At 28.4% G+C, this 16,098-nt stretch carries 17 protein-coding genes; 6 read left to right on the top strand and 11 right to left on the bottom strand.

The window, feature by feature from the left end; all coding sequences use genetic code 11:
- Positions 1 to 70 precede the first annotated feature (70 nt).
- The 7 genes from cmk to RSA29_RS05615 form a co-directional block, all read right to left on the bottom strand.
- Positions 71 to 721, bottom strand: coding sequence for a (d)CMP kinase (gene cmk / locus RSA29_RS05645; protein ID WP_332660260.1), 651 nt, complete (start codon positions 719 to 721; stop codon positions 71 to 73).
- Between the two features lie 25 nt (positions 722 to 746).
- Positions 747 to 1,964, bottom strand: coding sequence for an NAD(P)/FAD-dependent oxidoreductase (locus RSA29_RS05640; protein ID WP_332660262.1), 1,218 nt, complete (start codon positions 1,962 to 1,964; stop codon positions 747 to 749).
- 180 nt (positions 1,965 to 2,144) lie between these two features.
- Positions 2,145 to 3,497: an NADP-specific glutamate dehydrogenase gene (gdhA, locus tag RSA29_RS05635; protein WP_332660263.1), complete on the bottom strand. Its 1,353-nt coding sequence runs from the start codon at positions 3,495 to 3,497 to the stop codon at positions 2,145 to 2,147.
- Positions 3,498 to 3,742: 245 nt separating this feature from the next.
- Positions 3,743 to 4,630 (bottom strand): MurR/RpiR family transcriptional regulator, encoded by an 888-nt coding sequence (locus RSA29_RS05630; RefSeq protein ID WP_332660265.1) that lies wholly within the window; start codon positions 4,628 to 4,630, stop codon positions 3,743 to 3,745.
- Positions 4,631 to 4,840: 210 nt separating this feature from the next.
- Positions 4,841 to 5,383, bottom strand: coding sequence for a class I SAM-dependent methyltransferase (locus RSA29_RS05625; RefSeq protein WP_332660267.1), 543 nt, complete (start codon positions 5,381 to 5,383; stop codon positions 4,841 to 4,843).
- On the bottom strand, positions 5,376 to 6,104 hold the full coding sequence (locus tag RSA29_RS05620) for a pseudouridine synthase (RefSeq protein ID WP_332660269.1): 729 nt from the start codon (positions 6,102 to 6,104) through the stop codon (positions 5,376 to 5,378). Before RSA29_RS05620 ends, RSA29_RS05625 begins: the two co-directional genes overlap by 8 nt.
- A gap of 156 nt (positions 6,105 to 6,260) precedes the next feature.
- Positions 6,261 to 6,410 carry a hypothetical protein gene (locus RSA29_RS05615; protein WP_332660271.1) on the bottom strand — a complete coding sequence of 50 codons (150 nt, stop codon included), beginning with the start codon at positions 6,408 to 6,410 and terminating at the stop codon, positions 6,261 to 6,263.
- Between the two features lie 229 nt (positions 6,411 to 6,639).
- Here RSA29_RS05615 and RSA29_RS05610 point away from each other — a divergent pair, with 229 nt between their 5' ends.
- Positions 6,640 to 7,743 carry an iron-containing alcohol dehydrogenase family protein gene (locus tag RSA29_RS05610; protein ID WP_346944381.1) on the top strand — a complete coding sequence of 368 codons (1,104 nt, stop codon included), beginning with the start codon at positions 6,640 to 6,642 and terminating at the stop codon, positions 7,741 to 7,743.
- A gap of 63 nt (positions 7,744 to 7,806) precedes the next feature.
- On the opposite strand, the gene RSA29_RS05605 is transcribed toward RSA29_RS05610, so the two are convergent.
- Positions 7,807 to 8,184: a PadR family transcriptional regulator gene (locus tag RSA29_RS05605; RefSeq protein ID WP_332660274.1), complete on the bottom strand. Its 378-nt coding sequence runs from the start codon at positions 8,182 to 8,184 to the stop codon at positions 7,807 to 7,809.
- A gap of 350 nt (positions 8,185 to 8,534) precedes the next feature.
- On the opposite strand from RSA29_RS05605, the gene RSA29_RS05600 reads away from it, so the two are divergent.
- The 3 genes from RSA29_RS05600 (at position 8,535) to RSA29_RS05590 (ending at position 11,350) form a co-directional block, all read left to right on the top strand.
- Positions 8,535 to 9,368 carry a PHP domain-containing protein gene (locus RSA29_RS05600; RefSeq protein ID WP_332660277.1) on the top strand — a complete coding sequence of 278 codons (834 nt, stop codon included), beginning with the start codon at positions 8,535 to 8,537 and terminating at the stop codon, positions 9,366 to 9,368.
- A 44-nt stretch (positions 9,369 to 9,412) separates the two neighbouring features.
- Positions 9,413 to 9,730, top strand: coding sequence for a DUF1540 domain-containing protein (locus tag RSA29_RS05595; RefSeq protein WP_332660279.1), 318 nt, complete (start codon positions 9,413 to 9,415; stop codon positions 9,728 to 9,730).
- 264 nt (positions 9,731 to 9,994) lie between these two features.
- Positions 9,995 to 11,350 (top strand): YjiH family protein, encoded by a 1,356-nt coding sequence (locus RSA29_RS05590; RefSeq protein WP_332660298.1) that lies wholly within the window; start codon positions 9,995 to 9,997, stop codon positions 11,348 to 11,350.
- A gap of 126 nt (positions 11,351 to 11,476) precedes the next feature.
- Here RSA29_RS05590 and RSA29_RS05585 read toward each other — a convergent pair whose 3' ends face one another.
- The 3 genes from RSA29_RS05585 to RSA29_RS05575 all read right to left on the bottom strand — a co-directional run bounded on the left by RSA29_RS05585 (position 11,477) and on the right by RSA29_RS05575 (position 14,686).
- Positions 11,477 to 12,109 carry an isochorismatase family cysteine hydrolase gene (locus RSA29_RS05585; RefSeq protein ID WP_332660281.1) on the bottom strand — a complete coding sequence of 211 codons (633 nt, stop codon included), beginning with the start codon at positions 12,107 to 12,109 and terminating at the stop codon, positions 11,477 to 11,479.
- 90 nt (positions 12,110 to 12,199) lie between these two features.
- Positions 12,200 to 12,361, bottom strand: a complete 162-nt coding sequence (locus RSA29_RS05580; protein ID WP_332660283.1) for a hypothetical protein — start codon at positions 12,359 to 12,361, stop codon at positions 12,200 to 12,202.
- 84 nt (positions 12,362 to 12,445) lie between these two features.
- Positions 12,446 to 14,686 (bottom strand): trehalase family glycosidase, encoded by a 2,241-nt coding sequence (locus RSA29_RS05575; protein ID WP_332660285.1) that lies wholly within the window; start codon positions 14,684 to 14,686, stop codon positions 12,446 to 12,448.
- A gap of 238 nt (positions 14,687 to 14,924) precedes the next feature.
- Here RSA29_RS05575 and RSA29_RS05570 point away from each other — a divergent pair, with 238 nt between their 5' ends.
- Positions 14,925 to 15,647 (top strand): lysophospholipid acyltransferase family protein, encoded by a 723-nt coding sequence (locus RSA29_RS05570; protein ID WP_332660287.1) that lies wholly within the window; start codon positions 14,925 to 14,927, stop codon positions 15,645 to 15,647.
- Between the two features lie 124 nt (positions 15,648 to 15,771).
- Entirely contained in the window at positions 15,772 to 16,017 is a 246-nt protein-coding gene (locus RSA29_RS05565; RefSeq protein WP_332660289.1) for a TIGR03905 family TSCPD domain-containing protein, read from the top strand.
- Positions 16,018 to 16,098 lie beyond the last annotated feature (81 nt).

Raw genomic sequence — 16,098 nt, 5'->3', positions numbered from 1 at the left:
TAACTATACAATATTTTTTTTCAAAAACCTACTATTATTTAACTTAAGGAGTAAACTTTTAAAAATATTATTATATTTTATCAATATATTTAGAAATTTCTTCCACAACTTCAAGAATACTCATTAATGAAGAATCTATTTCTATGGCATCTTCAGCTTTTTTTAATGGATCTATTTCTCTATGAGAATCTATATAATCTCTTCTTTTTATATCTTCTAATATGTTATTATAATCAACTTTTATATTATTAGCTATAAGTTCATTGTACCTACGATTGGCTCTTTCTTCCGCTTTTGCGTTTAAAAATATCTTCAATGTTGCATTTTTTAATACAACTGTTCCAATATCTCTACCATCCATAATTACGTTATAATCCTTAGATATTTCTTGTTGAAGGTGAACTAATTTTTGTCTTACTTCAAGCATCGATGCATATTTAGAAACATTATTTGTAACCTCAATATTAGTTAATTCCTTAGTTATATCTACTCCATTAACTATTAGATTTTCATCATCAAAGTGCATATTCAGAGTGTCGATAAGATCGCATAATTTTAATATTTCATTTTCTTTTATTCCATTTTTCATTGCAAATAAAGTAACAGCTCTATACATTGAACCTGTATTTATATACATTAAATTATATTTTTCACCTAACAACTTTGCAATAGTACTTTTCCCAGCTCCTGCAGGACCATCAATTGCTATTGATGTTTGCATAGTATCACCCCTTATTCATTATATGTTATAGCTTACTACCTGCTATAAATCCAGTAGACATAGCTATTTGAATGTTATATCCACCTGTAAATGCATCTACATCTATAATTTCACCTGCAAAACTAAGGTTTTTAATAATCTTTGACTTCATTGTTGAAGGATCTATTTCTTTAGTATCTACTCCACCTGAAGTAACAATAGCTTCAGAAACTGGTCGTAGCCCCTTTACATTTAAAGTAAAGTGAGAAATAGCATTAATAAAGTTCTTTCGTTGTTCTTTCGTTATTGTATTTACCTTTTGCTCTTCTGAAATTCCACTTAGTTTAACCATAGTAGGTATTAACTTTTGTGGAAATAAATCATCTAATGAATTTTTAAACTCTTTATTATTATACTTCAAAAAATCCTTTTGTATTCTAAGATCTAAAGCTTTGTCACTAAGTGCAGGTTTAAGATTAATTTCCACCGTATATTTATTTCTCGGCATTATTACACTACTTGCACTAAGTACTAAAGGACCTGATATACCAAAGTAAGTAAATAACATTTCGCCTTGTTCTCTAAATACTATCTTATTATCGCTATTTCTAACAGTAAGCTGTATGTTTCTTAGCGACAATCCTTGTATATCCTTTACCCATGGTTCTACAATTTCTAAAGGTACTAAAGAAGGTTTAATTTCTATAATTTTATGTCCTAAATCCTTACTGATTCTAAAGCCATCCCCATTAGATCCCGTTTGTGGATAAGATGCTCCTCCAGTAGCTAATATAACATGGTCACAACTTATTGATTTTCCATCTTCAAGAATTACACTAGTTATTTCCTTATCTTGCAATTTTATTTTTTTAACATTTGAATCTAAATATACTTTTATTTTTTTTTCTTTTAACTCATTCTCAAAGACTTTAATAATATCTGATGATTTATCGGAAGTTGGAAAAACTCTGTCCCCTCTTTCAACCTTAAGTGCTACTCCACGTTGATTAAAAAATTTAAATGTATCTTCATTTGTAAAACTATATAGAGAACTATACAAAAAATACGGATTAGTAGGTATATAATCAAAAAATTCACTAATATCTTTTCCATTCGTAATATTACATCGACCTTTACCACTAATGAATAATTTTTTGCCAAGCTTATTATTCTTTTCTACTAATACGACCTGGTTATTTTCGCTAGCTGCTATTGCAGCCATCATTCCACCGGGTCCTCCACCTATAACTACTACCTTTGCCAAAAAATCACCACCTATGTCTTACTTTGCATTATAAAAACATTCTCTATACTATAATTTAATATAAATCCTACTATTATTCAATGTATTTATTTAATTAAACCCATTTTTTTGTTTATTACATAGAAAAGGAGAGAATTTTTAAATTCTCTCCTTTAATATTAAAGTTAAATAAATTTAATATTAAAAATTTCCTTGAGCATACATTGCTTCAGCAACCTTAATGAATCCAGCAATATTTGCACCAGCAACTAAGTTGTAACCATGTCCACATTTTTCTGCTGCTTCCATAGCATTTTTATGAATTGTAACCATAATGTTATGAAGTTTTTCGTCTACCTCTTCTGCACTCCAAGCTAGTCTCATACTATTTTGTGACATTTCAAGTGCAGATGTAGCAACTCCACCAGCGTTAGCCGCCTTAGCTGGCCCAACAATTAATCCTTTTTCTAAGAAGTATTCTACAGCTTCATTTGTACAAGGCATATTAGCAGCCTCACATACAAATTTAACTCCATTTTCAACAATTTGTCTTGCATGCTCAATATGAATATCATTTTGAGTTGCACAAGGCATGATTATATCAACTTTAGTTCCCCATGGTTTTTGTCCAGCGAAGAATTCACAGCCAAATTTATCTGCATAATCTTGAACTTTATCTCTTCCTGAATTTCTCATTTCAACTAAGAAGTCTATTTTCTCTTTTGTAGTTACTCCATCTTTATCATATATATAACCATCTGGTCCTGATAGAGTAACAACTTTTCCACCTAAGTCAGCAACTTTTATACATGCACCCCAAGCAACGTTTCCAAATCCAGAAACTGCAACTGTTTTACCTGTAAAGTCAGTACCTTCATGTTTAAGCATTTCTTCACAGAAGTAAGTAACGCCAAAGCCGGTTGCTTCTGGTCTTATTAAACTTCCACCATAACTTAAACCTTTTCCAGTTAGAACTCCATTTTCAAAAGCTCCTCTAATTCTTCTATATTGACCATATAGGTATCCAATCTCTCTTCCGCCAACACCAATATCACCAGCAGGAACATCTACATCAGGTCCGATATGTCTTTGTAATTCTGTCATAAAGGCTTGGCAGAATCTCATAATTTCAGCATCTGATTTTCCTCTTGGATCAAAGTCAGATCCACCTTTTCCTCCACCAATTGGAAGTCCAGTTAATGCATTTTTAAGTATTTGTTCAAATCCTAGGAACTTGATAATTCCAAGATAAACTGATGGGTGGAATCTTAAACCACCTTTATAAGGCCCTATAGCACCGTTAAACTGTACTCTATATCCTCTATTTACATGAGTCTTACCATTGTCATCTTGCCAAGATACTCTAAACATTATTTGTCTTTCTGGCTCACAGAATCTTTCCAATATGTTTGCATTTACATACTCTGGGTGGTTTTCAAGTACCGGCCCAATAGTGTTTAAAACCTCTTCTACTGCTTGTATAAATTCTGGCTCTGCACTGTTCCTTTTTTTAACGTTTTCTAATACTTGTTCAATATAAGCTTTAGTATCCATAGTAATAATACCTCCTAAAATTTAAACAATATTGATATTTATATTAATCCACTTGAAGCAACCTCTTTTGAAACCTCAAGTAAATCTTTATAATAATATATATTCGATGCAAACGTTTTTTTTCCTTCTTTTTAAAAACAATTTAACTGATTTATTGCATTTTTTTAAAACGATTACATGTCTTTATTTACATAATAAAATATTTTTATCCATAAATCAACATATATTTTAAATTTTCATACATTTTAAAATTTATTTACATCTTTATTACTTTTATATGAGTATATTTGGTATTCTTGCCATATGTGTTCAAGATCAGTAAATGTTTTTGATATCTTTTCTTTTTCTTTTAATCCAACAGCTATAATTAATGCATTAATGACACTTAATGGAGCAACAAGTGAATCTACAAATGAAGCCATATTGCTTTCTGCAACTAGTACATAGTCAGCTTTTGTTGCTAAAGGTGATAATACACTATCTGTAATAGCGATTACGTCTGCACCACATGATTTAGCATAATTAATAGCTTCAACAGTTCTCATAGCATAACGTGGAAATCCTATTCCAATAACGCAATCTCCATCGCCTAAAGTAAGCATCTGTTCGAAAATATCACTCATTCCATAAGAAACTATTTTTACATTATCCAATATTAAATTCAAATAGAATCCTAAGAAATCAGCAAGCGCAGCTGAACTTCTCAATCCAACAATGTATATTTTTTTAGAATTTAAGATGCTATTTACTGTACTTTCAAATGCTTCATAATTTATTTTTTCCATTGTGGCTCTAATATTTTCTATATCTGATTTTAAAACTCCTTTTAATGCATTATTAGGAATAATAAAATCATTTGAAAGCTCAATTCTTTGTGCTGTAGTAAGTTTATTTTTAATTAATTCTTGAAGCGCTTTCTGAAGTTCAGGGTACCCTTCATATCCAAGTTGATTGGCAAATCTAACAACCGTAGATTCACTAACTCCAACGCTTATACCAAGCTTTGCCGCTGTCATAAATGCAGCTTTATCATAATGCTTTAATATGTATTCAGCAATAAGTTTCTGACCTTTACTTAATCTTGAAAATTTAGTCTGTATTAATCTCATTAAATCTACATTATTATTTTCCATATATAACTCCTTTTAAAAGATTTCATTATTTATAATTCATTTTTCAGTAAAATGAATTATATGCTTCATATTAACATATGATGACTTATCCATCAATATAAAATTTATATTAATTCTAATGATAAAAAAGCCACCTTAATTAAAAGGCAACTTTTCATTAATTTTTTTCTAATCATATTAAAGCAATTATGTATTAATATTGTAAAATCATTACTTTTTTTCAATAACTAATAGATATGGCGCATTTTCACTTCTATTAATAACTTTATGTAACATAACGCCAAATTTATTCTTTGGCAAACAACCTACATATTTGATAAGTTCTTCACTTTCATATTGACCAGCATTATGACCTGTGTATACTGCTATTAATACAAATCCACCACTTTTTAAAATCTTAAGAGTATCTTCAACACTTTTTAATGTTGATTCAGCATGAGTTGTAATTGATTTATCTCCGCCTGGTAAAAACCCTAAATTATAAATTGCTACATCTACTTCTTCTTTTATATAATTAGCTATATTCTCATGTGAATCCATAATAAGAATAACATTTTCTTTGTTTTTTTTCTTGTATTTTTCAATTGCAGTTGACTGAATATCAAAAGCGTACACCTTTTTAAATTTTCCACTTAGAAAATCACAGTCGCTTCCATTACCTAAAGTTTGATCTATAGCTATACATCTATCTATAACAAAATTTTCAATAATATAATGGGCAACATCTGTTATATCACCTAAATACCTAAACATTGTCATGTCCTACTACTTTTAATGATTTAATTTCATCGACACTTAGATATCTCCATTCGCCTTCTTTTAATTCATTGCCTAATGAAAGGTTACCTATAGATACACGGTTTAACATAAGTACATTATGACCTACCGCCTCACACATCCTCCTTACTTGTCTATTTTTACCTTCATGTATTGTAATTTCAATTTCACAACTATTTTTATATGAATTAAGTAGAGTGCATTTTCCAGGTGCTGTAACATAATCACCTATGTCTATTCCCTTTTGGAATTTAAATTTAACTTCCTCGTCTATTATTCCCTCAACTAAAGCTATATAAGTTTTACTAATAGAAACTCTTGGATGAATTATGTTATTATATACATCCCCGTCATTTGTAAGAAGTATTAACCCAGATGTATCGTAGTCAAGTCTGCCAATAGGATATATTCTTTCATTCACATTTACGAGGTCTAATATTGTTTTTCTCCCTCTATCATCTTTAACCGCTGAAATATATCCTGTAGGTTTATTAAGCGCTATGTACACTTTTTTTTCTTCGGGTAATATTAACTTCCCATCTACCTCCACTTTACTAATAGATGGATAGACCTTAGATCCCAATTCAACTATTACTACATCATCAACTTTAACTCTTTTAGATAAAATTATTTCTTCACATTTGCGCCTAGATGCAACTCCGCATCTAGCCATATACTTTTGTAATCTTTCTTCCATTATAAACTTCCCTTCATATCCTATTAAATTGAATTATAGATATTATTCTTGTAAAAATCAATAAATGAAGAAAATATTTATTATAAATAAAACACCAGCCTTGATATTTTTATTCAATGCTGGTGTTTTATCAAAATTTTATTAACTTTAAATTGATTATTTTAATTGGTTTTGTTTTGAATTTGGTGGCTGTTCCATATATCCAGTCTTTGATTTTTTACTTTCATTTGACTTATCTACCATAGAAGTAAGTTCACTAGTCATTTTAGATTCTTTTTTAGGTTTGTTTTGTTTATTTTTAGCCATTTATCTCACCTCCCGTTTAATATTATTTTCAAATTATTTAAAAATATACAAACCACTTGTATTTTCAATTTCTAATATTGTTAAATCTCTATCAACACAAGGCTAATTTTTCTTAAGGCCTTTATTGAGAAAATATTCAATAAATGGTATATTGAAAGTATAGATAATTTGAATTTAATATATTAAATTCAAATTATCTAATAATATATTGTTTAAGGAGGAATGCATTTTGTATAATCCAATTTTTTTCATGCCTACAAAAATAATTTGCGAAAAAAATGCAGTGACGAATCATGGTAGTATTATGACCCAATTGGGAAATACTGCATTAATTGTAACTGGTAAGAATTCATCTAAATTAAATGGATCTCTAAATCATGTATTAAACTGTTTAACCATAAATAATATAAAAAGTTACATTTTCGATGATGTTGAAGAAAATCCATCTACTGAAACTATTAATAAGATTAAATCATTTGGTTTAAATAGGAATATAGATTTCATCATTGGAATAGGTGGTGGTTCACCAATAGACGCATCTAAAGCAGCTGGGGTTATGCTTTCAAACCCCAATATTCTAATTGATGAATTGTTTTCGAATGGATTTCTTACATCTTTACCTATCGTTGCTATTCCAACTACTGCAGGAACAGGAACTGAAACAACACAATATTCTATTCTTACTGATCATAGCATTAAAAATAAAAGAGGTATACTTCCGAAAATTTTTCCTGCAATTTCATTTTTGGATGCCTCATATTTAATGAATACACCTAAAAATGTAACAATAAATACAGCAATAGATTCATTATCACATTTAATTGAAGGATATTTATCTGCTGCATCGAATCATTTTAGCAACACATTTGCTGAGAGTGGTATGAGTATATTTAAAGAGTGTATTCCTTATATCGGCGAAGATAATTTAACCTTCGACATACGTGAAAAATTACTTATTGCATCTTCAATTGCAGGTATGGTAATTTCTCAAAGCGGAACATCAATTCCTCACGGTATGGGATACCCATTAACTTATTATCATAATATACCACATGGAAAAGCTAATGGTATATTGCTAAAAGAATACCTTTCAATATATAACATTCATAATAAAACAAAGGTTAATACAATACTTTCATTATTAAATATTAAAGATCTAAATGCATTTGGCGAATTTATAGAAAATTTACTGAGCACTGATATAAAAATCTCTTTAAGTGAATTAGAAGATTATGCTAAGTATATGAGTTCCAATGAAGCTAAGTTGAAAAACCATCCATACAAATTGTCATATGAAGATATATTGAAAATTTATACTAACAGCATAAAATAACAAAAGAACTAATTAAGAAGTATCATAAAATCTTAATTAGTTCTTTTGTTATTTCTTATTACATTATTTTTTGCTATAAATTTTATCAATTACACTATTATAAATAGAAATATTATAATTTATTGCTTCTAAATAATCAGGTTTTATTCTATTGTAATGATCTATGCCTTCATCGGTAATTTTATAAAGACGTTTATTTTTTCTATCAAAGTCTTCCCACTTAGCAGTAAGGTATAAATTTTCTTCTAAATCTCTAAGTAATGGATATATTAATCCATTTGATACTTTTGTGAAATTATTATTTATATAATTTGCAATTTCTAATCCATATTCTTCTTTTTTTTCATAGATTAAATAATGAAATATATATAATTTTACGAGTTTTGTAGTGTTGATTCTATTGTCTAAGGTTGCTATTCTTTTTCTATTTTCACCTTTCATATTTTTTCTCCTTTTGGTGTTTTATTATATTATACTTTGTTTTTTCAATTATGACAATTATTATTATGCATAAATATATTAATATCACAAACCCTCTTACGTAAATGATACCTTTGTAATGTACTTAAAATATTAACACTTAATATAATTGATGATTCTTTAATAAAATTATTCTAAATACTTATAGAACAATTTAAGACATTAAACTAACCTATAAGTTATTATACTAATAGTGCTTTACTTGATATATAATATACTTATATTTATTTTATATATTTGTAACACATAAAAATCAATGTATTTTTAAATTTCATAGATTTTTTATGTGTTCTATAAGAGAGAGGGTTTTTATGAATATAATCGCAGAGTTTCATTGCCATACTACCGCATCTGATGGAATGTTTACCCCTTCACAAGTGGTTCAAATAGCTAAAAATAAGAATGTACAGCTACTTGCTATAACCGATCATGACACTACCGATGGCATTGAAGAGGCTTTGTTAAAAGCCAGTGAACTTGATCTAAATGTGGTTCCTGGTATTGAGTTAAGTTGTAACCATAATGGTGAAAGCATTCATATACTTGGATATTTCAAGGATGATAGCTATAAAAATAAAGAATTATTACTTTTCCTTGATAATCTAAAAGCAAATCGACGCAATCGAGCAATCGCCATTGTTAATAATTTGAACAAATTTTTTAATATAAATATTGATGTTGAAAATATATTAAAATTAAGCAATGGTGTTGTAGCAAGGCCACATATAGCTCAAGCCATAATTGAAGCTGGCTATAATTATGATTTCCAATATATATTTAATAAATTTATAGGAAATGATAGTCCTGCTTACGTACCAAATAAGCACATATCCATTGAGGAAGGAATTAATCTTTTAAAAAAATACAATTGTATAGTTGTTCTTGCACATCCAAAACTTATACGTAAAACTCCAATAAAGGATATTCTGAAATATGATTTTCATGGCATTGAAGCTATATATTATCAAAATTTCAAACGAGAAACTGATGAATTTATAACTCTTGCAAGAATCAAAAATATGATAATAACTTGCGGATCGGATTTTCATGGAATATATATTGAAGATACTAATCATGGAAATATTGGAGATATGCAGCTTTCTGAAACCGCCTTCAATAAATTCATTAATTTGTATAAATTATAATCTAATACGCAATACTAAAGTAAAACTAATTTGGAGGCGATAAAATGGTTTTACTTGAGTGTTCTGTTCAAAATTGCGTAAATAACAATCGTAATCATTGTTGTTTAAATGAAATTACTGTAAGTGGTGCTACTACTTATCAGAGTGAAAATACAAACTGTGAAAATTTCATTAATAAATCTAAAGCCCTTACAAACTCAATTAGTGAAGGTAATCCATATACAAATATAAATTGCAGAGCCAAACACTGTATTTATAATAAGGATTTTAAATGTAATGCTGATTCAATTATTGTTTCTGGCTACACATCTGAAACATCAGAAGATACTCAATGTTCTAATTTTTCGTATAAATCAACCTAATAAAAAGGTGAAATAGTATACTATTTCACCTTTTTATACATTTTTCTTCCCATATTTTCATAAATAATTCATCCACTTCTTATTTATTTACATATCTTTTACCTTGATTTTATTTGAATACATGAATTTACAGATATATAACCTATATATGTGATTTATATATGATTAATTTTCCATTGCATTTTATACATATGTTTTGTATAATTATACACGACGTTACAGAATGCTGAAAGGATGTGTATTTTAATGAAAAATAGAGATGTAATAATAACATCTAAAAACAATAAAAATTTAGTAACAATATTAAAATTTATACTACTGTCTACTTTAGGGGTATTTTTATTTATGGTTCCTATTAGTAGAAATGGTGAAATTATTATTCCAGTTGCCACATTATCAAGTTCATTACAATCAATGCTTGGAGATTCACTTTTTTATATTGTAACTGTAATTATTATCATTACGGCGATAATTACAACTATAACAAAATTTTTAAAACCTAAATTTATATTAGAAAATATTTTTTTGAACACACTATTTAATGTGAATAATATATGGTTTATTATAAGAATTTTAGGTGGAGTATTTATTATATGTACAATGTTTAAAATTGGACCTGAAGCTATTTGGTCAGAAAATACAGGTGGAATGGTATTGTCTGAACTACTTCCTATATTATTTTCTGTATTTTTATTTGCAGGTTTATTCCTTCCATTGCTTTTAAGTTTTGGTCTTTTAGAATTTGTAGGTTCTTTATTAGTAAAAGTTATGCGCCCAGTATTTAATCTTCCTGGAGCATCTGCAATAGACTGTATAGCTTCATGGCTTGGTGATGGAACTATAGGTGTACTTTTAACTAGTAAACAATATCAGGATGGTTATTATACTGAAAGAGAAGCCTGCGTTATTGGGACAACCTTTTCTCTCGTATCTATTACCTTTAGTTTAGTAATAGTTGATACAGTAGGTCTTAGTCATATGTTTCTTCCTTTTTATTTATCAGTTACATTTGCAGGCGTAATTGCGGCAATAATAGTACCTAAAATACCGCCACTTTCAATGAAGAAAGATGTTTATCATAATAACGTTAATAATAACAAAAATGATTCGCTCCCTCAGGGATATACACCATTTAGATATGGTCTAGAAAATGCCCTTGAGAAAGCAAATAATTCATCCATCAAAAAAGATGTTTTTGAAAAAGGTGCCTTGAATGTTTTAGATATGTGGTTTGGAGTAATTCCTGTAGTTATGGCTGTAGGTACATTAGCATTAATTATTGCTGAACATACGCCAGTTTTTCAAATTTTAGGTCTACCTTTTATCCCGATTTTAAATATTCTTAGAATACCAGAAGCAGCTGCAGCATCAAGTACATTAGTAGCCGGTTTTGCCGATATGCTTCTTCCTTCAATAATGTCAGGTGGAATCCAAAGTGAAATGACAAGGTTTATAATTGCTGCTACTTCAATTACTCAGTTGATCTATCTTTCCGAGGTTGGCGCACTACTTCTTGGATCAAAAATACCAATAAAATTCAAAGAGTTATTTATAATATTTATAGAAAGAACATTAATAACTTTACCCATAATTTCAATAATCGCACACTTTTTATTTTAATCATTAATAAGAAACCTATTTTCATAAATACTGCTCATTTAAAATTGTTTATAAAAAAAAAGCGTAGAATTGATTTAATTCACGCTTTTTCCTTTTTTAAAACTAATATATTCATTTTATTTAAAATTATTCAATAGACTTCACTATTTTGATTCCATTTGATTTCATCTTGTATAGGCTTATTAAATTCATCAACTCCGCGTCATGGTTCCCTAAATCAAAAGTTTCAACTAAATTAATTGGAACTATAATGTTTTTCCATTGATTATTTTCATTAAAATATGTTATAAGGGAAATCACAAAAGCTTCCACACAAATATCCGTACATACTCCAGTTACAATAAAATTTTCCAAGTGAGAATTTTCCTTAATCCATTTTTGAAATTCTTTAGCATAGAATCCATTCGTACTATTTTTCATTACAATGGTTCCATTAGTTGCATATTCTTTCAACTCATTAATCAATTCTGATTCAATAGTTCCTTCAATACAGTGTGTTGGATAGGATTTAAATTCCGTTGAGTTTTCCTTGTGGCAATCTATGAAAAATACCTTTTTATATTCCTTAGTTTTCTCATTTAGTTCTACTAACGGATTTATTATTTTCTCAACTCTTGGTGATGCTAATGGTCCTACATCATAAAATCCTCTTACCATATCAATTACTATTATTCCAGTTTTATTACTTGGTAATTCTGATATACTAACTGACTTTAAATTACTCAATTCATTTTTTATTCCATTTAATGCATCTAACATTTTCTCACCCCTGTCTAAAGTTACTATTCCATTAACACTTTTTAAAAAGCTTAATTTTCAATAATACTTTTTTAAAAAAGAATCACTATACTATTTCTTTTTTTTAAGCTTCATAGCAGTTTTTGTAACCTTATAGCCTATTCCTATTGCACCAACAACAATACCTAACACTAATACTGAGGATAATTTTTCATTATGTTTATCTAGTTGTTTCAATTCTAAGTTTTTAAATTTATTCTTAATATTATCCATCTAATCCACCCCCTATTTTTTATTTTATTATATCATTTTTTACAACAAATTAATTCAAATTTTTATATTTTATTCTTTTTTTCACTATAAAATTTCTTGGTATAATATATATAGCATCGCCGCAGACCAGCTAAAGTTTTTACAATGTAGACCTTCTCCATTTTCCGGATTATAGTTTTCTCTTATAGGCAAATCACCTAAAATACCTTCTCCATTTTCAAAAAGTTTTTTAGCTAGCATAATACTTTCTTTTTTATAACCATATTTACTAAGACCATCTATTGCAAAATATGCTTGATCTAACCACACTGGTCCTCTCCAGTACTTGGTTGGTGCATACTTGGTATTATCCCTGCTTACTGTAGGTAATGGAAAATATGTATTAAACATATCCTTGTTTAATATATTCTCTATTACTTCTCTACCTTGATCTTTTGAGGCAACTTCTGCCCAAAGGGGTATAAATCCCTCACACCCCTTTCCTCTACAAGTTAAAATTTCACCGTAATCATATGAGCTTTTAATAATATCATCATTTTCATTGTCCACTAATAAAGTGTTTTTATCAATTATTGTTTCATCTATACTTTCTTTCACTTTAATATCATAAAAATATCCACTATTATTATCATACATATTTTCTTGTATGTACTTTGATATCTTATTAGCTTCCTTTGTAAATCTTATATTATCTTCCTTTTTATCTATTATCTCTGCTATCTTTGCTAATAATATCTTTTCATAGTATAGATAACTATTCAAATCAACAGACTCTTGGTTTATAGAATATGAAATCGTATCTCCGTCATCGTTTTTATTAAGTAAAATCTTAACACCATCATTCTCTTTATATCCTTCAACATCAAATCTAGGCGCATTATCCATTCCACTTTCCCAAGCTGCAGCCTCTATAATATTCTTTTCTATGAGTTTGATATTTCCTTTTTCATTAACCCTTTGATGATCATCATGTACCATTGCTCCGTATTCACAAATTCCATTCTTATTGAAGTCTCTATTTTTATACCACCAATTATGATAACCTATTAGATTATCATAGATTTCTACTAAGAACTTTTTATCATGTGTAACTTCATACAATTTCCAAACTGCCCAAGTTCCAAGTGGTGGTTTTGAATTTCTTTCATTCCAATTTTCGCCCTGTTCGCCTCTATACTTATCTTTATTATAAAACACTGTATCAATAAGAGAACCTTCATCATTTGGCCTTACAACATCTCCTGATTTGATTTGATAATGAAATATAGCTCTAATATTATCTTTTGCCAATTCTTCATTAAAATATGCAAGGGCTACAGCTTGTTTAAAACTATCCCATGGCCAAAGTCCATTAAATCCTTTATAACTTATAGATGGTGTTACCCCTCCATATTTTATTGCTCCAGCATCACTTCGCCAATTTGTAATTAAAGTTATTACACCCTTTACGATAGCTTTTTTATATGAAAATGGTAGATGACTTTTGTCACTTAAAAAGGTTTTATCTATGTATCCTTGCCATATATCTAAATTTTTCTTAAAATACTTGTCACCATCATGTATAATTTTAAGAGATTCTTTGTTTTCATAATCATATTCATCTTTTGTAAATACATAGCTTTGAGTTGAAAACAATATATGTTCCTCTTCTTTTTCTATTGTAATAGGATTAATTAATTTACTGTCGTATTCATTATTACAAATTTTAGTAGTTACATTGCTAGGATAATTTATAAAAAAACTAGCATCACCACTTGATAGAAATGTACTATTATTTCGTATATTAGAAAATATTATTTTTACACCTAAATCATTAGATTCGAATCTCTGTTTAAGATTATTTCCTTTTGAATCTTCATTATAAATCCTACCACTCCACATTACCTTTAGCATTATTTTTCTATCAGATGTGTTTTTTATAGTAGTTTTTATAAGGGCAGTCCTTTTATTTACAAATATCAACTCTAAAACTAAAGTAATATCATTCATGTTATACTTTTGATATACCCTACCTGGATAATATTTAAAACTCTTATCACTACAGATACTCAAATCATAAATCTCTCCAGTATCACTATTTTTAATAATTATTTTGCTAATGCAATCACTAAGATTTGCACCATATTCTTCTGCAATAATTAATGGGCCAGCAAATCCCCCATATAACTCAGTTCTATCAATATTTAAATTATAATATCCATGCCAAGCTCCCATATCACTAAATGCATTACTCTTATTATTACCAGTTGAATCATATAGTTTTATTTCTGCATCTGATGATATATCTAGTAAATCAACAAAGTCATCTATAATATATCTTTCCAACTTATCTCCCCCATATAAATGTAATTTTCACTATTTTTAAAATATTTTTATTATACTAAATTATATCACATTTATACTTTCATAATATATATGCTACTTATATATATTTTCTCTATATTTAGTCTATCTTCTTCTATTTAAATTAATAAGTGTTCACCACCTAATAATTTTATTCTTTATTAAATACCTTTAATATACTATAATTATTAGTATAATTACTATAATGGAGGAATTATTTATGTTTAGAACAATTATATGGTTTAGTCACTTCGCCATAAGTCTTGGTGTTAAAGCTATAAATATTTTTAAGGTTAAATCACTAGATAAAAAAGGTAAAATTCAAGAAAAAGAGGCCTATATTCATGAAGTAACTTCAAAGTGGGCACTTAGTCAATTAAAATATAGCGGTGCCAGAGTTAATGTATATGGTCAAGAAAATGTTCCAAAAGATGTTCCAGTAGTTTTCATTAGTAATCACCAAGGTAATTTTGATATACCTTTACTTATGGGCTACATAGATAAACCTAAAGGTTTTATCGCTAAAATAGAAACCTTAAAAATACCAATGGTTAGAACTTGGATGAAATATATTCATTGTGTTTTTATGGATAGAAGCAATCTACGAAAATCTGCTGGTGCCATTATTGAAGGAGTAAAAATAATTAAAAGTGGAAACTCTCTAGTTATATTTCCAGAGGGTACAAGAAGCAAAGGTGGTCCACTTGGTGAATTCAAATCAGGTAGCTTTAAATTGGCAACAAAATCTAAGGCGCCTATTATACCTATAACAATTAACGGCTCATATAAGCTCATGGAGGCAAATGGTAATAGAATAAAGGCTGCTGATGTTGAATTATTTATACATCCACCTATATACACTAAAACTCTTACAAAGGAAGAAGAAGAAAACCTTCCAAGTTCAGTTAAGGAAATTATAAAGAGCAAACTTCCTAATAAGTAAGCTAATTTACTTTATATTAGTTATAAAGTATTTAATTTCAAATGTTTTATACTTAAACTTGAAATTTACTCCAAACTAAAGTATTATCATAAAGGTATGTTATTTTACTTGGAGGTGTGAATGAATGAAATATGTTACTTCAGGCGTTTGTTCAAAGGAAATTAACTTTGACATAGTTGATAATAGGATTAAGAATGTAACCTTTGTAAGGGGTTGTGCTGGAAATCTTTTAGGAATAGCTAGCCTTGTAGAAGGTATGAGTATAAATGAAGCTATATCTAGACTCAAAGGAATTACTTGCGGTTCTAAGCCAACATCATGTCCAGATCAATTGGCAAAGGCATTAGAAAAATATAACACTGAAAATTAAAAAAAATGCTATCTTTAGATTACTATATAAAATGGTACCTATAGACCGGACACATATAAAAAAAGTGTCTAGTTTATAGGT

The sequence above is a fragment of the Clostridium sp. genome, from assembly GCF_036660475.1.
Taxonomy (GTDB): Bacteria; Bacillota; Clostridia; order Clostridiales; family Clostridiaceae; genus Clostridium_J.
Note: the sequence above shows the minus strand (reverse complement) of the source record. Positions and strands in the feature narration are given on the sequence as shown.